Source organism: Embleya sp. NPDC050493 (assembly GCF_044458105.1).
Taxonomy (GTDB): Bacteria; Actinomycetota; Actinomycetes; order Streptomycetales; family Streptomycetaceae; genus Embleya.
On the sequence record NZ_JBITHP010000004.1, the window covers coordinates 1,912 to 28,165 of the forward strand.

Consider the following 26,254-nt stretch of genomic DNA (forward strand, 5'->3'; position numbering starts at 1 on the left):
GATCTCCGCCGGTCCACGCCGACCGGTTAGCACAAGGCCACCCGCGCCCTACCCGACCCGAATGCACCGCACGCCGAAACGGCCCGGCCCACTCGGGGAGGTTCCCCGGCGGACCTTGCCGGGCTGCCCTCCCGCTCCGCCGTTGCCAGCGCTTTTCCCGCAGGCAACACCCGTGTCTCGCCGGGGGACCCAGGGCTCCTGACCGCCGGTGACATTGGGACCGGGTCGATCTCCGCCGGTCCACGCCGACCGGTTAGCACAAGGCCACCCGCGCCCTACCCGACCCGAATGCACCGCACGCCGAAACGGCCCGGCCCACTCGGGAAGGCTCCCCGGCGAACCTCACCGGGCCGCCCTCCCGCTCCGCCGTTGCCAGCGCCTTTCCCGCAGGCAACACCCGTGTCTCGCCGGGGGACCCAGGGCTCCTGACCGCCGGTGACCCTGGGACCGGGCTGATCTCCGCCAGGCCACGCCGACCGGTGAGCACAAAGCCACCCGCGCCCTACCCGACCAAGACGCAACATGCACCGTCGGACACGGGCTCCGCCGGCAGCCGACCCACCCGGGAAGGCGTGTCGCCCCCAGGCAACCCCGCGAGGCCACGGCCCGGGTCCGGCCCCGCGCGGCCCCGCCACCCTCCAACCGAAGCCACCTGCGTTCGCCCCTCCCGCCCCCCAACGCGCAGAAGCCACCCATCCTCGCCCGTCCCGCCCCACCAACGCGCAGCCGGCCATTCGCACCCGCGCCCCACCAAAACGCAGCAGCGGCCCCCCGACCCCGGCACCCCGCTCCAGCACCCCACCCCACTCCCGCACCCTGCCCCACTCCCGCACCCTGCCCCAACCCCACCTCCAACCCAACCCAACCCAACCCAACCCACCCCATCCCATCCCACCGAGCCCAGCCCAACCCTCAGCGGACCCAACCCAACCCCACCCCAACCGCGACAGTTAGCTGACGGGTCGTCAGGGAATTTTGCCGCATATCGGGATCAAACGGCCCATGACTCGGCTGTTGCTCTTCCCCGCACCTCCCCGCCGTGCTAAACACTGTCAACCAGTTCGGCTGGAGTGCACCGATCCGGTTGGCAGCGTCCACGAGATGCGTGCCCGCCCCATCGAGGCCGAGCGGCGCTTTGCCCCCAAAGATTCCGTACAAAACCGGACGTGTCGCAGTGGTGACACGTGTCCGGCGCGCGCCCCTGCACAGAACGGAAAGTACCGGTATGTCTGCGACCGTTGAAGTATCCGCGAAGCCGCCGGAGCCCGAATCCGACCCGTCCTCGGTCGACACCGGTCGACTGGAGGGCGTGTCCAAGGGCCGAGTCCTGGCCGTCCTGGCCGTCGTGGTCATGTTCTCCGAGGTCGTGCCGCTCCAGTACGCGATGATCTCCTCGGCCGTGCCGGAAATCGCCCCGTCGTTCCGGTCCGTCGGCGAGAGCATCACGTGGATGGTGGTGATCCTGGGCCTGGTCGGCGGCGCGGTCAGCCCGCTGATCGGCAAGCTCTCGGACGTCTACGGCAAGAAGCGGCTGCTGCTCGCGACCAGCGTCTCGTTCCTGCTCGGCTCGCTGATCTGTGCGCTCACCAGCTCGTGGCCGCTGTTCCTGCTCGGCCGCGCGCTCCAGGCGGTCGCGTTCGGCATGACCGCCGTCGTGTACGGGCTCATCCGCGACCTGATGCCGCGCAAGTTCATCCCGGTCGCGATTGGCGTCTCGGCCACCGGCCTCGGGCTTTCCGCCGCGCTGGCGCCGGTCGTCGGCGGCGTGCTCACCGAGCACTACTCCTGGCGCTCGCTGTTCTGGTTCCTGGTCGTCTACATGCTCGTGCTGATCCCGCTGCTACTGGTCGTGGTGCCGGAGTCCAAGCTGCGCGTTCCGCAGAAGGTGGACTACGTCGGCGGCGTCATCCTCGGTGTCGGGCTCGCGCTGATCCTGCTCTACATCAGCCAGGGTCAGGCCTGGGGCTGGGGCAAGCCGTCCGCGTTCGGATACGCGGTCCTCGGCGTCGTGGTGATCGGTCTGTGGGTGTTGTGGGAGAAGCGGGTGGAGAACCCGATCATCGACCTCAAGCTGCTGACCGCCCCGCGCGTGGCGCTCGTGCTCGGGATCGCGTTCCTGGCGAACATGATCATCGGCATCCAGAACTACCTCACCAGCTACATGGGCCTGACCCCGGACAACGTCAAGCAGAGCACTCTGGACAAGTACGGCGAAGGCGCCGTCCAGGGCGCCAAGGCGATGGGCGCACCCGAGGCGATGTGGGCGGGAATCGCCGACCAGGTCAAGGCGGCCGTCTCGTTCAACGACTCGCTCGACTACGCACTCGGCTTCACCCTGCTCGGACTCGCCCTGCACGTACTGATCTGGCAGTCCATGTCCAGCATGATCGCCGGCCCGCTGGCCGGGCTGTGGGGGCAGCGTCGGGGGCTGCGGATGCCGATGATCGTCGGTGTCGCCACGCTGACCGTCGCGGGCTTCATGTACCTGTTCCTGCACGACTCGTGGCAGCTCATGCTGATCTGCGGCGTGGTCTACGGCATCGGCTTCGGGATGTACTACGCCGCCGCGCCGAACCTGATCATCGAGGCCGTACCGCAGGAGCAGCAGGGCATCTCGTCCAGCATGCTGGTGGTCGCCCAGTCGTTCGGCGCCTCGGTCGGCGTCGCGCTGCTGTCGCCGATCTTCACCAACAACCGCCTACAGATCACCGGTCCCTCGCCGACCGGCCAGGGCATGGCCACCGTCGACGCATGCGACCCGCGTGGCTGTACCTACACCACGGACGCCTTCACCACCGGCTTCTGGATCCTGATCGGGTGCGGCGTGCTGGCGCTCGTGATCGCGCTGCTGATGAAGCACGGCCGCAAGCCCGCCACGGGCGGCCTGCTGCACTGAGCGGCCGGCCGCAACCAAGCGGGTCGGTAACCGTCGAAGCGGTCGGCCGTTCGTATCGGCCGTTCGTATCGGCCGCTCGGCGCGAGCGACCCGACACAGCGTCAGGGCCCGGATATCCGAGGGGGATACCCGGGCCCTGACGGCACGTCACCTACCACGCGTCCCGCCGACCGACTACTGCCGACCACCTACCACCTACCACCTACCGCCGACTGCCGCGCTCGGCCACCCGATCCGCCGACCACCACTCTCAGCCACCCGATCCGCGGACCGCCGCTCCCAGCCACCCGATCCGCGGACCGCCGCTCCCAGCCATCCGATCCGCCGACCACCGACCCCGCCGCCCCCCGCTGCCCCCGCTGCCCCGCCACCCCCCTCCCCCTACCCCCAGACCACCGTCTCCAGCAGCGCCAGCAGCCGCTCCGCCTGCTGTTCCGGGTCGCCGTCCGTCGGGGTGAGTCGCAACTCCGGCTTCTCCGGGGCTTCGTACGGGGCCGAGATGCCGGTGAAGTCGCCGATCTCGCCGCGCCGGGCCTTGGCGTACAGGCCCTTCGGGTCGCGGCGTTCGCATTCCTCGATCGGGGTGTCCACGAACACCTCCAGGAACGGCAGGCCGTCCCGGGCGTGCAGGGCGCGGACCCGGTCGCGGTCGGCGCGGTACGGGCTGATCACCGGGACGATCGCGATCACGCCCGCGTCGGCGAACAGGCGGGCCACCTCGCCGACCCGGCGGATGTTCTCGGTGCGATCCTCGGCGCCGAAACCCAGGTCGCCGTTCAGACCGAGTCGGACGTTGTCGCCGTCCAGCCGGTACGCGGTGATCCCGCGCTCGACCAGGAGCCGCTCGGCGATCACCGCGACCGTCGACTTGCCCGAGCCCGACAGGCCGGTGAACCAGATCGTCGCTCCGGGCGCCGGACGCTGCTCGCGCGTCACTCCGCCCTCGTGCCAGACCACGTTGCGCTCGCTCACGACTCTCCATCCACATTGGTATCGAGGATTCGTACGGTACGGGGCGCCACGTCGCGCCCCGGATCCGGCCCGACGCGCGACAACCGGCAGGCGGGCCGCCTCCCCGGCCCACCGCTCGGCCCGACGCCCGGCCCACCGCCCAGGTCGCTACCCGGCCCACCACCCCGCCCACTCCTCGCCCTTGCGACGACCCGCGGACAAGTATCTGACGGCTCTTCAGATTTACCTTCACAAAGAGCTAATCTGCGGCGAGGCCACGCCGGCTCGGCGTTCGGCCGCGAACCCGAACGCGAGGGAGACGCCCAGTCATGCCCTGGACACCACCGCAGCGTGCCGCCTGGACCGAGACCCTTGCCGTCGGCGACATCCCGCCGCTCACCGACGACCTCGACCGGCGGTTCGACGCCGACACGCTGCTCGGCGAGGCGCGGGCCAGGACCGGACTGAGCGACCCGGGCGAGGACGGTCCGGGCCAGGACGGCCTGGGCGAGCACGACCCGGGCTTCCGCGAGGGCCTGGACCGGCTGCTGTACGCGCTGGAGCACGAGGCCGACCTCGACCGGGTCGGCCGCTGGTGGGCGCATACCTGGGTGGCCCGGCTGCTGGAGGTGCGGCTCCAGATCGCCCGCTACGTACGGGACGACCCCGGCGTGCTCGACGAGCGGATCGACCGGCCGATCTTCGTCACCGGCGGCCCGCGGACCGGTACCTCGATCCTGCACGCGCTGCTGGCCCGGGACCCGGCGAACCGGGTCCCCACCACCTGGGAGTTCCTGCGGCCCGTGCCGCCGCCCGAGCCCGCGACCCGGGACGCCGACCCGCGGATCGGGCTTGCCGAGCGCGAGATCCGGTTCATCACCGCCGCGGTGCCGGCCATGGACGCGATCCACGAGAAGAGCGGCACGCTGCCCAAGGAGTGCATCAGCGCGCACGCGCTCGCGTTCCGATCCGAGGACTTCACCGGGCAGTTCGCGATTCCGTCCTACGCCGCGTGGCTGGCCGAATGCGACATGCGGCCCGCGTACGCCTACCACCGGCTCGTCCTGCAGATCCTCCAGCGCCGTACCCCGGGGCGGACCCGGTGGGTGCTCAAGTCGCCGGCGCACCTGCTCACCCTGGACGCACTGGTCGACGTCTACCCGGACGCGCGTCTGGCGGTGACCCACCGCGACCCGCTCACCGTGCTCGCGTCGCTGAGCAGCCTGATCGCCACGATCCACCACGCGTACGGCAACGCGTCCGACATCCGCGACGTCGCCCGCACCCAGAGCGATCTGTGGTGCACCGCCTACGACCGGCTCACCGCGTTTCGCGACGCGGGCCGGATCGCCGAGTCCGACTGGCACGATTCGGCCTACGCCGACTTCATGCGCGATCCGATCGCGGTGGTGCGCGAGTTGTACGCCACGTTCGGCCTCGACCTCACCGCCGAGGCCGAGGACGCGATGCGCGCGCACCTGGCCGATCGTCCGCAGGGCAGGCACGGGCGGCACAACTACTCGTTCGAGGACCTCGGATTGGACCGGGAGGACGTACGATCTCGGCTGACGGACTATCAGAAGCGGTTCCTGGTCCCGACGGAAGAGATCTGACGTGCACCCGAGCCTGCGGCACACGAACGACCCGCACCGCAACGACCCCCACCGCACGCACCCGCAGGGCAACGACCCACAGCGCAACGATCCGCAGTGCAACGACGCATCCGCGCACGAGGTCGTCAACGGCACCGCGTGGCGCGCCTATTGCGAGCGCATGGCCGCGCTGGGCGATCGCATCCTGGAGGCCGACTTCCCCGGTGCGACCGACACCGATCGGGCCGAGGGGATCCGACACCTGGCCAATCAGGTCGCCTGCTGGCTGACCTACCAACTCGCCGCGACCGATCCGCAGAACCCGGCGTTCTTCACCCACAACGACCTCGCGTATCGCTGGGGCGGGCCGAACGTGGACCAGAACGCGCGCCGTGCGCCGATCGCCGGGGACGGTGTGTACCGGCTCACCGTGACGATGAACGCGTGCGAGAAGTTCGTCCTCCAGGTCAAGCCGGGGGACATGCACTCCGGGCGGACCGACATCGTCGCGGAGACCTCCTCGACCGCCCTGGGCGTCGGGCCCGGCGACACCGTCGAGATCATCCTCAGTGCCACCGAGCAACCCGGGAACTGGGTCCGCCTGACGCCGGATGCCCGGGTCCTGCACGTACGCGACTACTACTTCGACTGGAAGCCGGAACAACCGGCCATGCTGGCCCTGGAACGCCTGGACACCCAGGGGCAACCGGCCGCCCGGGTCACCCCGGAGCGGGTCGCGGGGATGCTCGACGGCGCCGCGACGTCGGTGGAGAACTCGATCGAGGTCTGGAACGACTGGGTGCGTACCACCGGCGATCGGCAGCCGGTGAACACGTTCAGCACACCGTCCACGGTGGCCGGTGGGGTCAAGGAGGTGGTGTACGGCTTCGCCCGGGTGCGGCTGGCGGATGATCAGGTGCTGATCGTGGAGACCGATCCGCGCGTCTCGGCGCAGTGGGACCTCCAGCTGTACAGCCCGGGCTGGTTCGAGTCGCTCGACTTCGCCAACCGGCAGACCTCGCTCAACCACGTGCAGGCGGAGGCCGATCCGGACGGTCTGATCCGGGTCGTGATCGGCGCACTGGATCCGGGTGTGCCGAACTGGCTGGACACCGAGGGGCGTACGGAGGTCTTCGCCACGCACCGCTGGCTCGATCCGCGCGAACAGCCCACCGTCCGGGCGCGGGTGGCCCTGCGGCACGAGGTGCGGGATCACCTCGCGGTGGGCACGCGGTCGGTGACCGACCCGGAGCGACGCGAGACGATGCGGCGGCGCTCGGCGCACGTGGCCTGGCGCTTTCGGGCCTAGTGCCGCCGCCGGGACGCCTTGTCCTCAAACGCCGGACGGGCTGCGGGAGTTGGCCCGGACGGGTCTTGGGCTGCGGTTGGTGGTGTCCGCAAACGCCGGACGGGCTGATCGAGTTGGCCCGGACGGGTTTTGAGGCCCGGCGTGGGTGGTGTCCTCGAACGCCGGACGGCTCGACGGGGTTGCTGCACGGGCCGAGAAGGTTGCCCGAACGGGCCGAGGAGGTTGCCCGGCCGGCGTGATGGCGTTGCCCGAACGGGCCGAGGGACTTGCCCGGGCGGGCCTACGGGCCGGCCTGCCCGGGGCGGGTGCGTGCGGGGCGTGCATGCGAGCGTGGTGGGGCGGGGTCGCTCAGACCGTTGCGTTTTCCGTCGCGGGCTTGGGGGCCGGGACGACCTCGGTCTTCTTGCGGAGCGTCGAGGCCGCGTCCGCGTCGCGGATGGTCAGGGCCGCGATCGCGCCGAGGACCGCCAGGCCGGCGGCGACCAGGAAGGCCACGTGGTACGCGTGCAGGTTCGGGCTCGGGGCGCCGCCGGAGTGGGTCGTCATCGTGCCGATTCCCGCGAGCACGCTCGCCAGGAGCGCGACGCCCAGGGCCGAGCCGAGTTGGCGCTGCACGTTGAAGATGGTCGAGGCACGGCCGTTGTCGGCCGGCGCGGTCCGCGCGAACGCGGCCGCCTGCATCGGGATCATCACGTGCGCCATCGAGGCGCCGGTGCAGAACATCAGCACCACGATCAGCGCGGGCGCGGTGTCGCCGTCGACCAGGGCCAGCAGCGCCGCGCACGCGCCGATGCCGAGCAGGCCACCCGCCATCAGCCGGCGCGGTCCGACCACCGGGTACAGGCGCGAGACCCACTGGGTGGCGATCACCACGCCGAACGCCTCCGGGAAGGTGAGCAGACCGGTCTCCAGGGCCGACTTGCCGAACGCCTGCTGCTGCATCAGCGGGAAGACGTACAGCACGCCCAGGAAGGCGGCGGAGTTGACCATCGACACCATGTTGGTGCTGACGAACAACCGGTCGCGGAGCAGCCGCAGGTGCAGCATCGGCTCCTTGACCCGCAGCTCGACGAAGATCATCGCGATGCACAGGATCAGGCCGGCGATCCCGGTGGACAGGATGATCGGTGAGCCCCAGCCCTTGGTCGCGCCCTCGCTCAGTGCGTACATCAACAGCGCGAAGCCGGCCCCGGACAGGACGAACCCGGGCAGATCGAAGCGACCCGCCTTGGGGTTCTTGTACTCCTCCAGGAAGACCAGGCCGAACACGAACGCGGCCACACCCACCGGCAGGTTGATGTAGAAGACCCAGTGCCAGGACGCCTTGTCCACGAGCAGGCCGCCGAGCACCGGGCCCAGCGCGGGGGCCAGTGCGGTGGGGACCATCAGGATGCGGGACGCGCGCACCCGCTCCTCGGGCGGGAAGACCCGGAACATCATCGCCATGCCGACCGGCGTCAGCATGCCGCCGCCCGCGCCCTGGAGGATCCGGAAGAGCACCAGTTGATCGATGCTCTGCGCCAGTCCGCACAGTGCGGAGGCGCCGGTGAACAGGGCCAGTGCGATCAGGAAGATCCGCTTGGTGCCGAAGCGGTCGCCGAGCCAGCCGGACGCGGGGATGAACACCGCGAGGCTGACCAGATAGCCGACCGCGACCGTGGCCAGGCTCGCCTGGGACGCGCCCAGGTCCTTGCCGATCGCGGGGAGCGCGACGTTGATGATGGTGACGTCGAGGATGTTGACGAACATCGCGGCGACGAAGACGGCGCCGACCACGACCTTCTGACTGAGGCGGGACGCGGATATGGGCGGCATACGGCAGACGGCCTTCGTATTGTCGGGGGAGCGGGGCGGAGCCTGGGACCGAACCGAGCCTGGGACCGAACCGAGTCGGGGACCGACCCGAGTGGGGGATCGAGCGGAGTCCGGCACACTGGGTGGAGCCTGATACTGAGCGAAGCTCACTATATCTTTTTGTACACGTGCAGCCGACAGGTTATTTTTCCCGGCACCCGCATGGCCGCACACACATCGGATGAACAACGCCGACGGCCCGGAAGGAAGTCCTCCCGGGCCGTCGGCGTGATGCTTGTTACAGAGGGTCGGGTCCGTCGAACGGTCGGCCCGTCAGGTGGTCGGCTCGGCCCGCCCGTCGGTTCCCCACCCGTCGCCCCGGCTCAGTGCTCGCCCTCGCCGCGGGCCGGCAGGCCCAGTGCCTTGCAGGCCTCGTTGTACTGCGTGACGACCTCGATCCGCACGTCCCGACGTTCGGTGATCGAGCGGCTCCACGGCACCCGCACCGCGATCGGCTCCCCGGCCACGATCGCCGAGTAGTACGCCGCGTCGCCGTCCAGGCCGGTCATGGTGGCCGAGGTGGCGTCCGGCTGCCCGCCCAGACCACGCGAGATCAGCAGGCAGTCCTCGGGGTGGTCGTCGTTCATGTGCTTGCAGACGGCGGTGATCGCGTCCGCTCCGAACGGGTTGACGGTCGCCTCGCTCATGCGGGTCGCCTCCGGCGGTAGGGGGTGGAGGTGGTCAGGCGCGCGCGGAGTCGCGGCGCCGCCGGGACGCGGCGACCGCGCCCACGCCGACCACCAGCATGCCCGCACCCACGTAGGCGAGCTGCGTGCTCGACGAGCCGGTCTTGGGCAGCTTCGGCTCGCCGGCCTCGGTGCCGGCACCGGTCTGCGGCGTGGTGGCGGCCGGCGCGGCGGCACCGAAGCTCACCGGGACCCACACGTCCTGGTCGCGGTTGGCGAGGTCGGTGTGGTCGTTGAAGGTCGCCACGAAGCACGCGGTGGTGGCGCAGTCGACCTTCTTCTTGTCCTTGCCCTCGAAGCTCTGCGCGGGCTTGATCTTGACCGAGAAGGTGCCGTCCGGGCCGACCTGCGGGACGTACCCGGCGTTGCCGTACTGGGTCGGCACGCCGCCGGCCGGCTTGGCCACGGTCTGCGCGATGTACACGCCCTTGCCGGGCTTGAAGTTCTTGCCGGTGACGGTGATCTCCTCGCCGCCCGCGGCGAGGCCGCTCGCCTTGGACAGGCTGATCGTCGGTGCGTCGGCCGCCGAGGCGGGAGCGCTCGCGAGGGCGGTGAGGCCGAGACCGGCGATCGCGGTGGCGGCGACGGCGGCGGCGGTACGGGATGTGCGCATGTGCGGACTCCGGGGACTGGGGACGAGCCTGCCGACTCGGTGGCTCGTCGGATGGGGGAGTGACGGATGGAGGGCCGCGGTCAGGCGGTCGGGCGACGGCGCTTGACCAGTACGCCGACGACCACCAGGGCCACCACCACGACGGCGGCGATCAGTCCGAGGATCAGGCCGCCGTTGCCGTCGTCGTCCTTGTCTTCGGTCGCGACGACCGTGCCGTCGGTGTTCGGGGCCGTGGTGGCCTGCGCGCCGGTGGCCGGTGCCGCCGACGTCTTCGGCGCGCCCGCACCCGGCGCCCCGGCCTGCGGCGCGGCGGTGGCCGGCGGCGGGCTCGCGGGCAGGCCCGGGTCCTCGCCCTGGAAGCCGATCGGCAGGTAGACCTCCTGCGTGCGGTCCTTGCCGTTGGCCGAGTTCGAGGTGGCGATCGCGCAGCGGGTCTTGAGACAGTCGACCGCACCGAACTTGGCCATGACCTTGACGTCGGTGCTGAACGAGCCGGTCGCGTCCGCCTCGGTGGGGCCGGAGAACGAGCCCATGTCGCACGCGCGGCCCGCGCCCTGGGCGGGGTCGCACGGCAGGATGAACAGCCGCACGCCCGGCGTGAAGCCCTTGCCGACCAGCTTGACCACGTCGCCCGCCGGGTCGAGCCCGGTGGTCTTCGCCGCGGTCAGGGTGGCTTTGCCCGCTGCCGGGGTACCGGCCGCGTGTGCGGGACTCGCCGGGCCGCCGAGCGACCAGGCGAGAAGGAGCGTCGCGACGGCGGCGACGGCGCCGAGGCGTCCGGTGCGGGCTGGGCTCACGTTGTTTCCTCTGGGCCGACCGTACGATCGCGTACGGAATGATTGGAGGTGAGGCTATCCTAAGACCGGGTCGATCCGACGGGACTGCCGGGGTGGGCCCCGGAGACGGCCGCGATCGAGCGTTCGGCCGGCTCCGTGCGGCCGGCTCGTGCCCCCCTGGAGTGGGCCCTCGTGCCGGTCGGCCGCGCCGACTCCGGCGGATGGAGACCCTGCCGACAACGTGCCGACAAGTTGTCGGTAACTTATTGACGGCACCGCATCGCGCCACACAGACTGCGAGGGCCGGCGGAAACGGGCGGCGACCCGAATCGCTGCCGGCACTGCGCCCTGGGCGAAGTGTCGAATCCGCACGGGCGAAGCCGCCCGACCCATCACAGTTCGCACCGTCCGCACCATCTTGTGCGTGTTCGGTAGATCTTGTCGCACCTAGGGGAAACCTCATGACCACGACCGAGACCGCCGAAACCGCCGGTGCAACCCCGACCTTCGCCGAGTCGCTGCGCAAGCGCTCGTGGGCTTTCCACCAGGAGGCCGAGGGTTCGGGCTTCCTCGAAGCGCTGATGAAGGGCGAACTGACCCGGGACGCGTACACCGCGATGGTGGCCCAGCACTACTGGGCCTACGTCGTGCTCGACGACGCCGCGGACACCATGCGCAACGACCCGATCGGCGCCCCGTTCGCCGATGCGCGCCTGGACCGCCGAGCCGTGCTCGAAGCCGACATGCTCTTCCTGGCCGGCGAGAACTGGAAGCAGGAGTGGCCCGCGAACGAGGCCACCCGGCGCTACGCGGACCGGATGCGGGAGAAGTGCTACGACTGGGCCGGCGGCTTCGTGGCCCACCACTACACCCGCTACCTCGGCGACATGTCCGGCGGCCAGTTCATCGCCAAGCAGATGCGCAAGCACTACGACCTGCCCGGCACCCGAGGCAGCGACTTCTACGTGTTCGACGGGCTCGGCGACCTGACCGTGTGGAAGGACGCCTACCGCGCGGCGATGAACAACGCGCCGTGGGACGCCGAGGAGCAGGAACTGGTGATCCAGGAGGTGCTGTTCGCGTACGACATCAACAGTGCCGTGCTGCGCGAGCTGGGCAAGGACCTGGAGCGGTTCCGCAAGACCGCCTGATCGATCGCGGCACCACCCGATCGACCGCGGAACCGTGCGTTCCGCCACCACCGCACGCCCCGGGGGCCCACCGTCCGATGCGCCGTCCGACAATGGATGGCGCATCGGATCGGCGGGAGAGTGATGACGAACTACCTGGTGCGGCGCGTCCTGGGCGTCGTCGTGGTGATGTTTGCCGTCGTGACCGGCCTGTTCCTGCTGCTGCACGCATCGCCGGTGAGCCCGGTCAACCAGCTCGCGCCGCAGGTCGCGGCCGATCCGGTGGCCCGCGCCGCGGTCGAGCACCGGATGGGTCTGGACCGGCCGCTGGTGACCCAATACCTCGACTACGTCGGCGACGCGCTGCGCGGCGACTTCGGCACCTCGCTCTACGACGGCTCCTCGGTCGCCGACCAGATCGGCCGCGCGCTGCCGATCTCACTCGAACTCGGGCTGCTCGCAGCCGTGTTCGCAGTGATCCCGGCCACTTTGCTCGGCGCGTGGTCGGTGCTGCGCCGCGGCGGCGTGGTCGACCACGGCACGCGGGTGCTGAGCGTGCTGGCGATGTCCCTGCCGGGCTACTGGCTGGCCGTGCTCGCGCTCGTGCTGGTCGGCGACAGCCATCCGGACCTGCTGCCGAACGCGGGCGGCTTCGTCACCTTCACCGAGGACCCCGCGACCAACCTCAAGGTGCTCGTGTTGCCCGCGATCGTGCTCGCACTGGCCACGTTCGCCATGCTCACCCGCTCGCTGCGCGGCGGGCTCGCCGACGCGATGGCCTCCGACCATGTGCTGTTCGCGCGGGCGATGGGCGGTTCACGGCTGCTCACGCTGCGCCGGGTGGCGCTGCGCGGGGCGCTCGTGCCGACGCTGACCGTGGCCGGTGTACTGATCGGTGGGTTGTTGTCGGGCACCGTGCTGATCGAGAACGTGTTCCAGATTCCGGGGATCGGCCAACTGATGGTCACCGCCTTCCAGCGGCAGGACTACCCGCTCGCGCTCGGCGCCTGCGTGGCCACCTCGGCGATCTTCCTGCTGTTGAACCTGGTGGTCGACCTGCTCTACCCGCTCGTGGATCCGCGCACCGCGGCCGGCGTCACCCGGGACAAGCTCGGACGGGCCGGGTGAGGCCCCGCCCGCGCCTGGGCGTGGCCGGTTGGATCGGCCTGGCCTGCGTCGTGCTCTACCTCCTGGTCGCCACCGTCGGCCGGCTGCACGGCGATCCCGTCGCGCTGGTCACCCCCGGCCCGGAGGCCCCCTCGCTCGCGCACCCCTTCGGCACCGACCACCTGGGCCGCGACCTGCTGGCCCGAACCGCCGAGGGCGCGTGGACCTCGTTGTGGATCTGCCTGACCTCGATCGGCTTCGCGGTGGCGGTCGGCATGCCGCTGGGCGTACTCGCCGGATACCGGCACGGCGGTCGCCTCGACGGTGTGCTGATGCGCTCGGTGGAGACCCTCCAGGCGCTGCCGCAGTTCGTCTTCGTGATGTTCCTGATCGGCCTGATGGGCACCGCGGACATGCACTTCGGTCCGGTCACCGTCGGCAACGGGCCGCGGGTCGCATTCGCCATCGGGCTGGGCTTCGTGCCCTACTTCGCCCGGGTCGCCCGCGGCGCCACGGTGGTGGAGATGCGCGAGGACTACGTCACCAACCTGCGCGGCCTGGGTGTGCCCACCCGGGAGATCCTCTTCCGCGAGGTGCTGGTCAACGTCTGGCCGCCGGTGCTCGGCCAGGCCCTCCTGGCGATGGCCATCGCGGTCTTCGCCGAAGGCGGCCTGAGTTTCCTCGGCCTGGGCGTGGCGCCGCCGCAGGCCACCCTGGGCAACCTGATCGCCGACGCCGGCGGACAGATCATCGGCGGCGACTGGTGGTACGCGACGCTGCCCGGCACGGTCCTGGTGCTCGGCATCCTGGGCTTCAACCTGCTCGGCGAGACGGCCGGCGGCGGCCGACCGCGCGTCGTCGGCACCGGTCCGGTCCGCCGGCGCGCGCCCGAGCAGACCCCCAAGCAGACCCCGACCCACAAGGAGACCCAGTGACCCCGGTGCGCACAGTCGGCCTGAACCGCCGAGGCTTCCTCGGCCTCGCGGCGCTCGCGGCCGCCGGCGGCACGGGCGTGCTCACCGCGTGTTCGAGCTCCTCCGGGAGCAAGCGGGTGGCCGATCGACACCGGGACGGCATCCTGCGGATCGGCGTGGCGTCCGCGCCCAGCAGCCTGAACCCGCTCGACTCCGGCTCGGAGATCACCCGATGGATCGCCGAGCCGATCATGGAGAGCCTGTACGGCTACGACGCGAAGCTCGCCTCGGTGCCGCTGCTCGCCGACGGCGAACCGCAGATCGCCGACGACGGCCTGGCCTGGACGATCCGCCTGCGTCAGGGCGTGCTGTGGCACGACGGCAGCCCGTTCACCGCGGACGACGTGGTGGCCACGCTGGCGCACATGCTCGACCTCGCGGCCGGCAGCGAGTGGATCACCTACATGCTCGGCTACCTCTCCCGCTTCGAGAAGGTCGACGAGCACACCGTGCGGATCGTGCTGAGCAAGCCGTACGGCCTGCTGCGCTCGCACCTGACCAACCTGCCGATCACCCACCGCGACTTCGTGGCCCGCAAGGACACGATGATGGGCACCGGGCCGTACCGGTTGGACAGGTTCGTGGCCGGCCAGAGCTTCACCCTCTCCCGCTTCGACCGCTACCACGGCGGCCAATACCCCGGCGGCGCCAAGCCCGCGTTCGCCGGCATGGAGTACACCGTCTTCGCGGACGCGAACACGCGGGTGCTGAGCCTGCGGCAGGGCAAGGTCGACCTGATCACCGCGCCGTCCTTCGCCACCTTCGACACGATCCGCCGGGACAAGTCGCTCGCGCTCGTGCTCACCGAGGCGCCACTGGACGTGCTCAGCTACGTGATGATGAAGAAGGAGCCGTTCTCCGACCCCGACTTCCGCAAGGCGGTCGCGCTGTCGATGGACCGCCAGGGTGTGCTGCAACGGGTGTACGGCGGCGAGGGCACCATCGGTCAGGGTCCGATCGGGCCCGCCGAACTCGGTTGGGACGCGACGCTGAAGACGTTCCCGCCCGCACCCGACGTGGCCCAGGCCCGCGCGTTGTTGGCCCGGGCGAAGACGACCAAGCGCTCGTTCACCGTGACCATCGGCACCAACCAGGGCATCCGCGACATCGCCCAGGTGCTGGTGGCGGGCTGGAAGCAGATCGGCCTCGATGTCACCATCGAGCAACTCGCGGGCGGGCCGTGGTCCAACAAGTGGCTGTCGCGCGACTACGACATGCTGATGAACACGTTCTCGTCCGGCTTCACCTCGGGCCCGGCGAACTACCTGACGCTCGCCCCGGCCGGCTCCGCCAACGTGCTCTCCTGCGGCTACGCCAACCCCGAGGTGGACCGGCTGATCGACACCGTCTGGCAGACCTCGGACCCCGCCGCACGGGAGGCCGCGCTCGGCCGGGTGAACCGGCTGCTCGCCGAGGACGCGGTGATCACCCCGCCGGTGTACCCGAAGCTCGCACTGGCCCAGCGCGCCGAACTGTCCCCGCTCGACCCGACGATGTTGCGGATCAGCCGACTCGACCCACAACACCTGCGGTTCGTGTGATGGCGCGGGCGCATGCGACCGAGGCGCCACTGCTGCGGGTGCGCGACCTCGACGTCGGCTATCGCGGGCCGTTCGGGCCGGTGCCCGCGGTGCGCGGGGTCTCCTTCGACGTGGCGCCCGGCGAGATCCTGGGCCTGGTCGGCGAATCCGGCAGCGGCAAGAGCAGCGTGTGCACCGCACTGATGGGTCTGCTGCCGGACGGCGCGACGCGTGCGGGCGGCATCGAGTTCCAGGGCGAGGACCTGGCCGCGATGCGCGAACGGGACCTGCGCCGAGTGCGCGGGCGCAGGCTGGCGCTGGTGCCGCAACAGCCGATGACCTCGCTGGCGCCGACCACGCCCGTGCTTCGCCAACTGCGCTGGTACCTGGGCGATCGCCTCGACGACGTCGAGGTGCGCGAGACGCTGACCGGAATCGGCCTGGGCCCCATCCTGGACCGGCCGCGCGACCTGCCCGGCACCTTCTCCGGCGGTCAGCTCCAGCGGGTGGTGATCGCGATCGCCGCGCTTGCCCACGAGCCCGCGCTGCTGCTCGCCGACGAGCCGACCACGACCCTGGACGCGACCGTGCAGGCGCAGGTGTTGCGCCTGTTGTTGACCCTGCGGGACAAGCTCGGGCTCGCCATGGTCTACGTCTCGCACGACCTCGCGGTGATATCGACGATCTGCGACCGGGTCGGGGTGATGTACGGCGGGCGGCTGGTGGAGACCGCGCCGGTGCGCGAACTCTTCGCCGCGCCGCGGCATCCGTACACCCGGGCGCTGATCGCCGCGATGCCCGCGACCACGCCGGCGGACCGGCCGCTGCGGGCGGTCGAGGGCAGCGCGGAGGGGGCGAACCTGCTGTCCGGCTGCCCGTTCGCGCCGCGTTGCCCGCATGTCCTGGACGTGTGCCGCGAACGAATGCCCGCCGCGGCCCGGCACGGCGCGAGCGACGTGCGCTGCCACTGGGTGGATCGGGAGGCCGGCCGGTGAGCGAGTTGTTGACGGTGGACGCACTGACCCGCCGGTTCACCCTGCCCGGCTCGTTCGGCCGGCGCCGGACCGAGCCGCGGGTCGTGCCCGCCGCCGAGGACGTCTCGTTCACGGTCGCGGCCGGCGAGGTGCTTGCGGTCGTCGGCGAGTCGGGCTCCGGCAAGACCACGATCGCGCGGGTGCTCGCGGGTCTGGACACCGCGACGTCGGGCACCGTCGCGGTGGCCGGCCGGGTGTTGTCCGGCGACCGTACCCCCGCCGATCAGCGGCTGATCCAGCTCGTCACGCAGAATCCGCGTGCCGCCTTCAACCGGCGGCGCACCTTGCGGCACGCGCTGCACCAGCCGCTGCGCGTGCACGGGCTGGGTGCGGATCGGGCGGAGCGGGACGAACTGGTGCTCGCGATGGTCGAACGGGTCGGGTTGAGCGCGGATCACCTGGACCGGCTGCCCGCCGAGGTCAGCGGTGGCGAACTGGCCCGATCGGTGCTCGCGCGCGCCCTGTTGGTGCGTCCGCGGGTGCTGGTCCTGGACGAGCCGACCGCGAGCCTGGACGCGAGCGTCAAGGCGACGGTGGTCAACCTGCTGTTGCGGCTGCGCACCGAGCTGGACCTGGCGATCGTGGTGATCACCCACGAGATCGACATTGCCCGGCGGCTCGCCGATCGTGCGGCGGTGATGTACCTGGGCCGGATCGTCGAGCTGGGCCCGGCCGAGCGGGTGTTGTCCCACCCGCGGCACCCCTATCCGCGGATGTTGCTCGCGAGCGTGCCGGTGCCCGACCCGCGGCGGACCGGCCGGGCGAGCGCGGCGGCGCTCGGCGCGGGCATCGTCGGCGAGGTGCCCTCGGCCGCGGCGCCGCCGCCCGGTTGTGCGTACCACCCGCGCTGCCCGTTCGCGACCGAGGTGTGCGCCGAGCACCGGCCGCCGATCGAGTCGCTCGGCGAGATCGACGTGGCCTGCCACCACCCCCGGTGAACCTCGCGCACACCCGGTCGTCGCGCGGGCGCGCGGCTGCGCGCGGCCGGCGCGAGCGGGGGTCGAAGTCGCGGATCGTGGACCGTCGGGGGACCGGGGTCGACCCGGTCTGCGCATTCGGGTATCGATTCGGTGTACGGCGGCGTGTCGGCGCGCACCACTATCCTCCGGGTATTCCGCAAATCCGGAAAGTTGATCAACATTTCGCCGGCCACTCGCTTTATCGACCCCACTTGGTCCATTGCGCACGGATAATCGCCGTACTCCTCATGCGGAAGGCGGAACTCCGCACTACTCCGCAAGGAGGGGATCGGGAGACGAAACCTCCTCAGGTGCCCGGAAACCACCCGGGCACGCCGGACGTCCTGAGTGGTACGGGGATCGGCAACGGTGTGCGAGAGGTTCGCGGTGATAACAAAAGTGTTTCGCGAAGGAAAAGTCCGGGTGAGCTATGACACGCGTGTTCTCGGTGCTTGATCGATCCGACTTCGATCGGGCAAGCTGAACCGTCAGACCGACCGGGACGGCACGAATTCCTGGCCAACTGTAATGTTGGGAATGTTTTCGGGGGCCCAGGGAGAGTTATGGGGAGTGATTCCCGCGGTCTCGAGCGCGCGCCCGGCGCGAGCGGCGACGACACGGCGGGCATCGACGCCGCGGTCATCGACCCGGACGTGGTCATGCGTCAGGCCGGCCACGAGAACTTTCCCGTGGCGATGGGGATCCTGCGCCCCGACCACCGGCGCCACCTGCTCGCCGTCTACGGCTTCGCTCGCCTGGTGGACGACATCGGCGACGAGGCCGAGGGGGACCGGGTCGCCCAGCTCGACGCCTTCGAAGGCGACCTGCGTCGCGTGTTCACCGGCACCCCCGAGCTGGAGGTGCTGCGCCGGCTGCAACCGAGCGTGCGCGAACTCGACCTGCCGATCGAACCGTTCCTGGGCCTGATCGAGGCCAACCGACAGGACCAGGTGGTGCGCCGCTACGCGACGTACGCGGACCTCGCCGCCTACTGCGCGCTGTCCGCGAACCCGGTCGGTCGGCTGGTGCTGCACGTGTTCGGGCGCGCCGACGAGGAACGCATCGCGCGCTCCGACGAGATCTGCACCGCACTCCAGATCGTCGAGCACCTCCAGGACGTGGCCGAGGACCTCGAACGCGACCGGATCTACCTCCCCAAGGAGGACCTGGACCGGTTCGGCGTCACCGAGGCGGATCTGGCCGCGCCCGCCGCCGCACCCGCGGTGCGGCGACTGATCGCCTACGAGACACACCGCGCGACGCAGTTGCTGCGCCTCGGCGCACCGCTCGCGCGGACACTGCGAGGGCGCGAGCGCCTCGCGATCGCCGGGTTCGTGGCCGGTGGACGAGCGGCCGTGGCCGCGATCAAGGACGCCGGTTTCGACGTCCTGGCTCATCGGGCGAAGCCCGGCAAGGCCACCCTGCTGCGCGAGCTGTCCGGCGTACTGGTACGAAAGAGGTAAAAGGGGAACCATGGACGTCGACGCTTCGTATGCGTATTGCGAGCGCCTGACCCGCAATCAGGCACGCAACTTCTACTACGGCATCAGGCTGCTGCCCGAGCCCAAGCGCCTCGCGCTCAGCGCCGTGTACGCCTTCGCGCGAGAGATCGACGACATCGGCGACGGCGACCTGCCGGCGGATCGCAAGATCGCGGAGCTGGCCAGGATGCGCAAGCAGCTCAAGGACCTCAGCGCGGATCGCGATCCCGTCGCGGTCGCGCTCGCCGACGCCGCGACCCGGTTCCCGATCCCGCTGGCCGCGCTCGACGAGCTGATCGACGGCGTCGAGATGGACGTGCGCGAGACCGAGTACGAGACCTTCGACGAACTGCGGGTCTACTGCCGCTGCGTCGCGGGTACCGTCGGCCGGCTCTCGCTGGGCATCTTCGGCTCGCGCGACTCGCTGCACGCGCCCGACCTGGCGGACACCCTCGGCATCGCGCTGCAGATCACCAACATCCTCCGCGACATCAAGGAGGACAAGGACAACGGCCGGGTCTACCTGCCGCGGGAGGACCTGGCCAAGTTCGGCCTGGAGGACGCGTGGCACAAGGACGGGCGGTTCACCCGGAGCGCCGCGTTCGAGGACCTGGTCCGGTTCGAGGGCGCGCGTGCCGAGCAACTCTTCGAACGGGGACTGACCCTGCTCCCGCTGCTCGACCGGCGCAGCGCGGCCAGCACCGGCGCGATGGCCGGCATCTACCGCCGACTGCTGACCAGGATCGTGGAGGAGCCCGGCCAGGTGCTGATAGGTCGGCTCTCCCTCCCGAACTGGGAGAAGGCCGAGATCGCCACGCGGGCACTCGCCGGGCTGCCGGTCGGTGCGCACTCGCTGCTCGCGCGCAGGCGGTGAACGTCGTTCGATGACCGGCCCGAGGCCGGAGCGGCAGGCCGGCCGCAGGGGTCGGTACAGGGATTGATCACGTGGGTACGGAGCAAGGCATGAGCGCACGCATGGTGGTGATCGGGGGCGGCCTGGCGGGCATCACCGCCGCGCTGGCCGCCGCCGACACCGGCGTCGAGGTCACCCTCCTGGAGGGCCGGCCCAGGCTGGGTGGTGCGACGTTCTCGCTGCGCCGCGACGACATGTGGCTCGACAACGGGCAACACGTCTTCCTGCGCTGCTGCACCGAGTACATCTCCTTTCTGGAGCGGATCGGCAGCGCCGACAAGGTCTACCTCCAACCCCGGATGGACGTCCCGGTGCGCACCCCCTGGGGCACCCGCACCCGACTGCGCCGATCCGCCCTGCCCGCCCCGCTGCACCTGTCCTCCGCGCTGGCCCGGTACCCGCTGTTGACCATGGCCGGCCGGGCCCGGGTCGGCCTGGCCGCGCTCGCGCTGCGCCGGCTGGACCCGGCCGACCCGGCCCTGGACGACCTCACCTTCGCCGCCTGGCTGGACCGCTTCGGCGTCACCGCCCGCGAGCGCGAGGCGATGTGGGACCTGATCGGGATCGCCACGCTCAACCTGCCCGCGACCGAGGCCTCGCTCGGGATGGCGGTCAAGGTCTTCCGCACCGGCGTGCTCGACCGCAACGACGGCGCCGACATCGGCTGGAGCCTGGTTCCGCTCCAGGAACTGCACGGCGACGCCGCGACCCGCGCGCTGGAGCGGGCGGGTGTGCGGGTGCACCTGCGCACCCGGGTGGACACGCTCGACCTCGGCGCGGGCGTCTTCTCGATACTCGCCGGGGGCGAACGGATCGAGGCGGATGCGGTGGTGCTGGCCGTGCCGCACTACGACGCGGCCAGGTTGTTGCCCGCGGGCGCCCTGCTCCTGGGCGACATGCCGGCCGATCCGAACCTGCTGGCCGGGCTCGGCACCTCGCCGATCGTGAACCTGCACGTGGTCTACGACCGCCCGGTGCTGGACGTCCCGCTCGCCGCGGGCATCGGCGGCCCGGTCCAGTGGATGTTCGACCGCAGCGCCGGTCACGGTCTGGCCGCCGGTCGCTACGTGGCCGTGTCGTTGTCCGCGGCGGGTCGGGAAATCGACCTGACGAGTGCGCAGCTGCGGGATAGGTTCGTCCCGGAGCTGGCCCGCGTACTGCCCTCGGCCCGGGATGCCCGGGTCGAGCGGTTCGTGGTGACCAAGGAACGTGCCGCGACCTTTCGTCCCGCCCCCGGTTCGGGCCGGCTTCGTCCCGGCCCTCGGACCGCGCTCCCCGGTCTCGCCCTGGCCGGGGCGTGGACCGCCACCGGATGGCCCGCGACGATGGAGGGTGCCGTTCGCAGCGGTCTCTCCGCCGCCCGTGAGGCCCTCCCGCATCTCGGCCGCACCCGTGCCATTCCGGAGAGGACGACGCCGCTATGACGCTCGCCGACGCATCGATCGCCCCCGCCGTGCTCGATCGCGCGCGCGAGGCGAGCCGCCCCGCGCTGCGGGTCGCGACGGCCCGACTCGAACCGCCGCTGGCCCGCGTGGCCGCGTACCACATGGGGTGGGCCGACGAGGCCGGTCGCGAGCTGCCCGGCAACGGCGGCAAGGCACTGCGCCCCGCGCTCGCGCTGCTGTCCGCCGAGGCGGTCGGCGCGCCCACCCACGTGGGTGTGCCCGGCGCCGTCGCGGTCGAACTCGTGCACAACTTCTCGCTGATCCACGACGACCTCATGGACGGCGACGAGGAACGCCGGCATCGGCCCACCGCGTGGAAGGTCTTCGGTCCGGGACTTGCCGTCCTGGCCGGCGACGGTCTGCTCGTGCTGGCCGAACAGGTCCTGATGGACGCCGACGACGCGGACGGCGATCGCGCCGCCCGTCTGCTCACCGAGGCCACCGCCCGGTTGATCGACGGACAGTCCCAGGACCTGTCCTTCGAGGCCCGACTCGACGTCACCGTCGACGAGTGCCTGACCATGGCGGGCAACAAGACCGGGGCCCTGCTGGCCTGCGCGTCGGCGATCGGGGCGGCCCTCGCGGGCGCCGACGAGCGCACCGTGCAGGCGCTGTACGGCTTCGGGCATCACCTCGGCGTCGCCTTCCAGGCGGTGGACGACCTGCTGGGTATCTGGGGGCGACCCGAGGTGACCGGCAAACCCGCCTGGAACGACCTGCGCCGGCGCAAGAAGTCCGTCCCGGTCGTCGCCGCCCTCTCGAGCGACACGACCGCCGGACGCGAGCTGGCGCGCATCTACACGGACGAAGGACCGCGCAACGAGGAGGGACTCGCCCTGGCCGCCCGCCTGGTCGAGGAGGCGGGCGGACGTGCCCGTACCGAGACCGAGGCGGCACGGCGCCTGGAGCAGGCCATGGCCTGCCTGGATTCCCTGGACGTCCCGCAAGGTACCTATACGGACCTGACCTCACTCGCGGCCTTCACCACCACTCGGGAGTTGTGAAGAGATGACAGTGACCGTCCAGCCGGAAATCGGCGACGTCGACGACGACAGGGTCAAGGGAGCGCTCGACAGGGCCGTCGCCCACCTGATGGAGCTTCAGGACGATGCGGGCTGGTGGAAGGGGGAGCTGGAGACCAACGTCACGATGGACGCGGAGGATCTGCTCTTCCGCGAGTTCCTGGGCATCCGCACCGAGGAGCAGACCCTGGCGAGCGCCCGCTGGATCCGCGCGAACCAGCGCTCGGACGGCACCTGGGCGACCTTCTTCGGCGGTCCCGCCGACCTGTCGGTGACGGTCGAGGCCTATGTCGCGCTCAAGCTGGCCGGTGACGACGTGGACGCCAAGCACATGGCCGCCGCGGCGGCCTTCATCCGGGAGGGCGGCGGCATCGCCAACACCCGGGTGTTCACCCGGTTCTGGCTGGCCTTCTTCGGCTGGTGGTCCTGGGACGACCTGCCGGTGCTCCCGCCGGAGATCATCCACCTGCCCAAGTGGTTCCCGCTCAACGTCTACGACTTCGCCTGTTGGGCCCGCCAGACCATCGTGCCGCTGACCATCGTCAGCTCGATGCGCCCGGTGCGGCCCGCGCCGTTCGACCTCGCCGAACTGCGTCCGACCGGCGTGGTCAAGGGCCGGCCGACGGCCGACGACCCGTGGTCCAAGGTGTTCCGCGCGCTCGACGCGGTGCTGCACCAGTACCACAAGGCGCCGTTCAAGCCGTTTCGGCAGGCCGCCCGGCGCAAGGCCGCGCAGTGGATCGTGCAGCGTCAGGAGGCGGACGGCGGCTGGGGCGGGATCCAACCGCCGTGGGTCTACTCGCTGATCGCGCTGCGGCTGATGGGCTATCCGCTCAACCACCCGGTGATGGCCCAGGGCATCAAGGGCCTGGACGGGTTCACCATCGTGGACACCGACGAGGACGGCGAGCTGCGCCGCCGGTTCGAGGCGTGCCAGTCGCCGGTGTGGGACACCGGGTTGACGCTGGTCGCCTTGCGGGACGCGGGAGTTCCGGCGTCCGACCCGCGCGTGGTCAAGGCCGCCGGGTGGCTGATGGACGAGGAGATCCGCGAGGTCGGCGACTGGGCGGTGCAGCGGCCGGACCTGGAACCGGGCGGCTGGGCCTTCGAGTTCGCCAACGACTACTACCCGGACACCGACGACACCGCCGAGATCGTGATGGCCCTGCGCTACACCGACCACCCGGACGGCGCGCGCAAGGACGCGGTGCTGGACCGGGCCGAGCGGTGGACGGCCGGAATGCGCAGCAAGGACGGCGGTTGGGGGGCGTTCGACGCGGACAACGTCAGCATCCTGCCGCTCAAGCTGCCGTTCTGCGACTTCGGCGCGGTCACCGACCCGCCCTCGGCCGACGTCACCGCGCACATCGTGGAAATGCTCGCCGACGGCGGTGCCCGCTACAGCTCGTATGTCGTGGACGGCGTCAAGTGGCTGATGGATCATCAGGAGAGCGACGGCTCCTGGTTCGGCCGCTGGGGCGCGAACTACATCTACGGCACCGGCGCGGTGGTGCCGGCGCTGGTTACTGCCGGTGTCGATCCGCGGCATGCCGCGATCCGGCGCGCGGTGCGCTGGCTGGAGACCCGGCAGAACCCGGACGGCGGCTGGGGCGAGGATCTGCGCAGCTACGACCAGCCCCGGACCTGGTCCGGGCGCGGCGAGTCCACCGCGTCGCAGACCGCGTGGGCGCTGCTGGCCCTGCACGCGGCCGGTGAGTTCGGCGCGGTCGCGCAGCGCGGGATCGACTGGCTGACCGACCACCAGAACGCGCTGGGCGGGTGGGACGAGCCGCAGTTCACCGGTACCGGCTTCCCCGGCGACTTCTACATCAAGTACCACATGTACCGGCTCGTCTTCCCCGTGATGGCGCTGGGTCGGTATGCCAAGACGACGGTTGCCGAAACGACGGCCGCCAGGACGACAGGCTGAACGATGCCCCTGATGGTGGTCACCCCGCTGCGGATCGAGATGCGCGCGGTCGAGGCGGGGCTGATGGGCGCGTTCGACGTGCGCGTGGTGCGCGCGGGGATGGGACCGGACAAGGCTCGCGCTCGGGCGCGGGCCTTGTCCGCGCTCCCGGAAGAGGAGTACGGCGCGCTCGCGGTCGCGGGTTTCGCCGCGGGTGTGGGCGCGGGGGTGGGTGTGGGCGACGTGGTGGTCGCCTCCGAGGTGCGCGGTGGAGACGGCACGGTGGTCGAACTACCCACCTCCGAGCTGCTGTTGGAGTGGATGCACCGGGTCTCGCCCAAGCTGAGGCTGCACCACGGTCCGATCGAGACCGTGGACGGGCTCGTCAAGGGCCGGGGTCGGCAGGCGCTGCGCGAGCGCGGTGTGCTGGCGGCCGACATGGAGTCGGCGTACCTGCTCGCGGCGGCGGGTGGTCGGCCGGCCGGAGTGGTCCGGGTGATCACCGACACCCCGGAGCGGGAACTGCTGCGCCCCCGCCTGCTGGTGGACGGCTTCAAGGCGTTCCGCACATTGCGCCACGCGACCCCGGCCCTGCTTGACTGGGCCAACGACGAGCGAACCAAGTCAGGAGGTAGGGCGGGCGATGACGTTCGACCTGGGTGAGACGTACGAGGCGTACGCGGACCGCGGCTTCGAGCTGCACGCGAAGCACCTCAACCCGCAACTCCCGCGCGTGCTGCGGACCATCGGCATGGACCGCAACTACGTCCGGGCCGAGGGTCCGTACCTGTACGACGACAAGGGCGATCGGTACCTGGACTTCCTGTCCGGGTTCGGCACCTACGGTGTGGGCCGGCACCACCCGGTGGTGCGCAAGGCGATGCAGGACGTGATCGCGCTCGATCTGCCGGACATCGTGCACTTCCACACGCCGCCGTTGGCCGCCGCGCTGGCGGACCGGCTGCTCGCCCGGGCACCCGGGATGGACCGGGTGTACTTCTGCAACAGCGGCACCGAGGCGGTCGAGGCCGCGCTGAAGTTCGCCCGCTTCGCCACCGGGCGGCGCCGGATCGTCTACATCGACCACGCCTTCCACGGGCTGACCACCGGTGCGCTCTCGGTCAACGGCGCGGCCGAGTTCCGCAAGGGCTTCGAGCCGCTGCTGCCGGACGTGGGCATCGCGCTGGGCGATCTGGACGCGCTGGCCCGGGAGTTGAAGCGCGGTGATGTCGCGGCGCTGATCATCGAGCCGATCCTGGGCAAGGGCGTGCTCGCGCCGCCGCCGGGCTGGCTGGCCGCCGCGCAGAAGTTGCTGCGCGAGCACGGCGCGTTGTTGATCGCCGACGAGGTGCAGACCGGGATGGGCCGCACCGGGAAGTTCTTCGCGTACCAGTGGGAGGACGGCGTCGAGCCGGACATCGTCACGGTCGCCAAGGCGCTGTCCGGCGGATACGTGCCGATCGGCGCGACGCTGACCCGGGACTGGGTGTTCAAGAAGGTCTATTCGACGATGGACCGCGTGCTCGTGCACGACTGCACGTTCGGCGGCAACAACCAGGCGATGGCGGCGGGTCTGGCCACCCTGGCGGTGCTCGACGACGAGGACCTGATCGGCAACAGCGCGCGGATGGGCGATGCGTTCGTGGCCGGGCTGGCCCCGCTGATCGACAAGTACGAGCTGTTCGCCGAGGTGCGTGGGCGGGGCCTGATGATCGGCCTGGAGTTCGGCAAGCCGCGCTCGCTCAAGCTGCGCGCCGGATGGACGGCGTTGCAGGCGGCCCGCCACGGGCTGTTCGCGCAGATGGTCGTGGTGCCGATGTTCCAGCGGCATCGGGTGCTGACCCAGGTCGCGGGCGACCACATGGACGTGATCAAGCTGCTGCCGCCGTATGTGGTCGGGCCACAGGACGTGGAGCACTTCGTCGCGGGCTTCGTGGACGTGATGGAGGACGCGCACAAGGGCACCGGGCTGATGTGGGACTTCGGGCGGACGCTGATCAAGCAGGCGATGACCAACCGCTGACGCGCCGATCCGCCGTGCGGGCCGCCGTTCGGCGGCCTCGGTGCCGGTGTGCCGCCTTGA

General features: G+C 71.0%; 21 protein-coding genes. 16 read left to right on the forward strand and 5 right to left on the reverse strand.

The window, feature by feature from the left end; translation table 11 throughout:
- Positions 1 to 1,225: 1,225 nt before the first annotated feature.
- Positions 1,226 to 2,896, forward strand: coding sequence for an MFS transporter (locus ACIBM5_RS10120; RefSeq protein WP_396006393.1), 1,671 nt, complete (start codon positions 1,226 to 1,228; stop codon positions 2,894 to 2,896).
- Between the two features lie 381 nt (positions 2,897 to 3,277).
- Here the strand turns inward: ACIBM5_RS10120 and cysC are convergent, their stop codons facing one another.
- The gene (gene cysC / locus ACIBM5_RS10125) at positions 3,278 to 3,868 is read right to left on the reverse strand and encodes an adenylyl-sulfate kinase (protein ID WP_391584845.1); all 591 of its coding nucleotides are present in this window, start codon (positions 3,866 to 3,868) and stop codon (positions 3,278 to 3,280) included.
- Positions 3,869 to 4,176: 308 nt separating this feature from the next.
- Here cysC and ACIBM5_RS10130 point away from each other — a divergent pair, with 308 nt between their 5' ends.
- Both ACIBM5_RS10130 and ACIBM5_RS10135 read left to right on the forward strand, forming a co-directional pair.
- Positions 4,177 to 5,460, forward strand: coding sequence for a sulfotransferase family protein (locus ACIBM5_RS10130; RefSeq protein ID WP_396006394.1), 1,284 nt, complete (start codon positions 4,177 to 4,179; stop codon positions 5,458 to 5,460).
- A gap of 1 nt (position 5,461) precedes the next feature.
- Positions 5,462 to 6,748: a DUF1214 domain-containing protein gene (locus ACIBM5_RS10135; RefSeq protein ID WP_396006395.1), complete on the forward strand. Its 1,287-nt coding sequence runs from the start codon at positions 5,462 to 5,464 to the stop codon at positions 6,746 to 6,748.
- A gap of 348 nt (positions 6,749 to 7,096) precedes the next feature.
- Here the strand turns inward: ACIBM5_RS10135 and ACIBM5_RS10140 are convergent, their stop codons facing one another.
- The 4 genes from ACIBM5_RS10140 to ACIBM5_RS10155 form a co-directional block, all read right to left on the reverse strand.
- A complete protein-coding gene (locus ACIBM5_RS10140) occupies positions 7,097 to 8,563 on the reverse strand; it encodes an MDR family MFS transporter (RefSeq protein ID WP_396006397.1) in 1,467 nt (488 codons plus the stop codon).
- 362 nt (positions 8,564 to 8,925) lie between these two features.
- Positions 8,926 to 9,249 carry a DUF2470 domain-containing protein gene (locus ACIBM5_RS10145; protein WP_391584849.1) on the reverse strand — a complete coding sequence of 108 codons (324 nt, stop codon included), beginning with the start codon at positions 9,247 to 9,249 and terminating at the stop codon, positions 8,926 to 8,928.
- A gap of 34 nt (positions 9,250 to 9,283) precedes the next feature.
- A complete protein-coding gene (locus tag ACIBM5_RS10150) occupies positions 9,284 to 9,901 on the reverse strand; it encodes a neocarzinostatin apoprotein domain-containing protein (RefSeq protein ID WP_396006398.1) in 618 nt (205 codons plus the stop codon).
- A gap of 80 nt (positions 9,902 to 9,981) precedes the next feature.
- Positions 9,982 to 10,698, reverse strand: coding sequence for a neocarzinostatin apoprotein domain-containing protein (locus ACIBM5_RS10155; protein WP_396006399.1), 717 nt, complete (start codon positions 10,696 to 10,698; stop codon positions 9,982 to 9,984).
- A gap of 440 nt (positions 10,699 to 11,138) precedes the next feature.
- Here ACIBM5_RS10155 and ACIBM5_RS10160 point away from each other — a divergent pair, with 440 nt between their 5' ends.
- The 13 genes from ACIBM5_RS10160 (at position 11,139) to ACIBM5_RS10220 (ending at position 26,194) form a co-directional block, all read left to right on the forward strand.
- Entirely contained in the window at positions 11,139 to 11,828 is a 690-nt protein-coding gene (locus ACIBM5_RS10160) for a heme oxygenase (biliverdin-producing) (protein ID WP_396006401.1), read from the forward strand.
- A gap of 123 nt (positions 11,829 to 11,951) precedes the next feature.
- On the forward strand, positions 11,952 to 12,935 hold the full coding sequence (locus tag ACIBM5_RS10165) for an ABC transporter permease (protein WP_391584853.1): 984 nt from the start codon (positions 11,952 to 11,954) through the stop codon (positions 12,933 to 12,935).
- A complete protein-coding gene (locus tag ACIBM5_RS10170) occupies positions 12,932 to 13,849 on the forward strand; it encodes an ABC transporter permease (protein WP_396006402.1) in 918 nt (305 codons plus the stop codon). Before ACIBM5_RS10165 ends, ACIBM5_RS10170 begins: the two co-directional genes overlap by 4 nt.
- Positions 13,846 to 15,429 carry an ABC transporter substrate-binding protein gene (locus ACIBM5_RS10175; RefSeq protein ID WP_396006404.1) on the forward strand — a complete coding sequence of 528 codons (1,584 nt, stop codon included), beginning with the start codon at positions 13,846 to 13,848 and terminating at the stop codon, positions 15,427 to 15,429. Before ACIBM5_RS10170 ends, ACIBM5_RS10175 begins: the two co-directional genes overlap by 4 nt.
- A complete protein-coding gene (locus ACIBM5_RS10180; protein ID WP_396006405.1) occupies positions 15,429 to 16,403 on the forward strand; it encodes an ABC transporter ATP-binding protein in 975 nt (324 codons plus the stop codon). The genes ACIBM5_RS10175 and ACIBM5_RS10180 overlap by 1 nt, the downstream gene beginning before the upstream one ends.
- A complete protein-coding gene (locus ACIBM5_RS10185) occupies positions 16,400 to 17,380 on the forward strand; it encodes an oligopeptide/dipeptide ABC transporter ATP-binding protein (protein WP_396006406.1) in 981 nt (326 codons plus the stop codon). Before ACIBM5_RS10180 ends, ACIBM5_RS10185 begins: the two co-directional genes overlap by 4 nt.
- A gap of 584 nt (positions 17,381 to 17,964) precedes the next feature.
- Positions 17,965 to 18,864 carry a squalene synthase HpnC gene (gene hpnC / locus ACIBM5_RS10190; RefSeq protein WP_396006407.1) on the forward strand — a complete coding sequence of 300 codons (900 nt, stop codon included), beginning with the start codon at positions 17,965 to 17,967 and terminating at the stop codon, positions 18,862 to 18,864.
- A 10-nt stretch (positions 18,865 to 18,874) separates the two neighbouring features.
- Positions 18,875 to 19,756 (forward strand): presqualene diphosphate synthase HpnD, encoded by an 882-nt coding sequence (gene hpnD / locus ACIBM5_RS10195; protein ID WP_391584859.1) that lies wholly within the window; start codon positions 18,875 to 18,877, stop codon positions 19,754 to 19,756.
- 89 nt (positions 19,757 to 19,845) lie between these two features.
- A complete protein-coding gene (hpnE, locus tag ACIBM5_RS10200; RefSeq protein WP_391584860.1) occupies positions 19,846 to 21,219 on the forward strand; it encodes a hydroxysqualene dehydroxylase HpnE in 1,374 nt (457 codons plus the stop codon).
- Positions 21,216 to 22,244, forward strand: coding sequence for a polyprenyl synthetase family protein (locus tag ACIBM5_RS10205; protein ID WP_391584861.1), 1,029 nt, complete (start codon positions 21,216 to 21,218; stop codon positions 22,242 to 22,244). Before hpnE ends, ACIBM5_RS10205 begins: the two co-directional genes overlap by 4 nt.
- 4 nt (positions 22,245 to 22,248) lie before the next feature.
- Positions 22,249 to 24,192, forward strand: coding sequence for a squalene--hopene cyclase (gene shc / locus ACIBM5_RS10210; protein ID WP_396006408.1), 1,944 nt, complete (start codon positions 22,249 to 22,251; stop codon positions 24,190 to 24,192).
- Positions 24,193 to 24,204: 12 nt separating this feature from the next.
- Complete coding sequence (locus tag ACIBM5_RS10215) at positions 24,205 to 24,834, forward strand: 1-hydroxy-2-methyl-2-butenyl 4-diphosphate reductase (protein WP_396006409.1); 630 nt, start codon at positions 24,205 to 24,207, stop codon at positions 24,832 to 24,834.
- Positions 24,815 to 26,194: an aspartate aminotransferase family protein gene (locus tag ACIBM5_RS10220; protein ID WP_396006410.1), complete on the forward strand. Its 1,380-nt coding sequence runs from the start codon at positions 24,815 to 24,817 to the stop codon at positions 26,192 to 26,194. The genes ACIBM5_RS10215 and ACIBM5_RS10220 overlap by 20 nt, the downstream gene beginning before the upstream one ends.
- Positions 26,195 to 26,254 lie beyond the last annotated feature (60 nt).

Coding starts and splice junctions, on each gene's coding strand:
- ACIBM5_RS10130 (WP_396006394.1), top strand. CDS start 4,177: ATGCCCTGGACACCACCGCAGCGTGCCGCCTGGACCGAGACCCTTGCC.
- hpnE (WP_391584860.1), top strand. CDS start 19,846: ATGAGCGCACGCATGGTGGTGATCGGGGGCGGCCTGGCGGGCATCACC.
- hpnD (WP_391584859.1), top strand. CDS start 18,875: ATGGACGTCGACGCTTCGTATGCGTATTGCGAGCGCCTGACCCGCAAT.
- ACIBM5_RS10165 (WP_391584853.1), top strand. CDS start 11,952: ATGACGAACTACCTGGTGCGGCGCGTCCTGGGCGTCGTCGTGGTGATG.
- ACIBM5_RS10160 (WP_396006401.1), top strand. CDS start 11,139: ATGACCACGACCGAGACCGCCGAAACCGCCGGTGCAACCCCGACCTTC.
- ACIBM5_RS10180 (WP_396006405.1), top strand. CDS start 15,429: ATGGCGCGGGCGCATGCGACCGAGGCGCCACTGCTGCGGGTGCGCGAC.
- hpnC (WP_396006407.1), top strand. CDS start 17,965: ATGGGGAGTGATTCCCGCGGTCTCGAGCGCGCGCCCGGCGCGAGCGGC.
- ACIBM5_RS10220 (WP_396006410.1), top strand. CDS start 24,815: ATGACGTTCGACCTGGGTGAGACGTACGAGGCGTACGCGGACCGCGGC.
- ACIBM5_RS10140 (WP_396006397.1), bottom strand. CDS start 8,563: ATGCCGCCCATATCCGCGTCCCGCCTCAGTCAGAAGGTCGTGGTCGGC.
- ACIBM5_RS10145 (WP_391584849.1), bottom strand. CDS start 9,249: ATGAGCGAGGCGACCGTCAACCCGTTCGGAGCGGACGCGATCACCGCC.
- ACIBM5_RS10215 (WP_396006409.1), top strand. CDS start 24,205: ATGGTGGTCACCCCGCTGCGGATCGAGATGCGCGCGGTCGAGGCGGGG.
- ACIBM5_RS10205 (WP_391584861.1), top strand. CDS start 21,216: ATGACGCTCGCCGACGCATCGATCGCCCCCGCCGTGCTCGATCGCGCG.
- shc (WP_396006408.1), top strand. CDS start 22,249: ATGACAGTGACCGTCCAGCCGGAAATCGGCGACGTCGACGACGACAGG.
- ACIBM5_RS10120 (WP_396006393.1), top strand. CDS start 1,226: ATGTCTGCGACCGTTGAAGTATCCGCGAAGCCGCCGGAGCCCGAATCC.
- ACIBM5_RS10150 (WP_396006398.1), bottom strand. CDS start 9,901: ATGCGCACATCCCGTACCGCCGCCGCCGTCGCCGCCACCGCGATCGCC.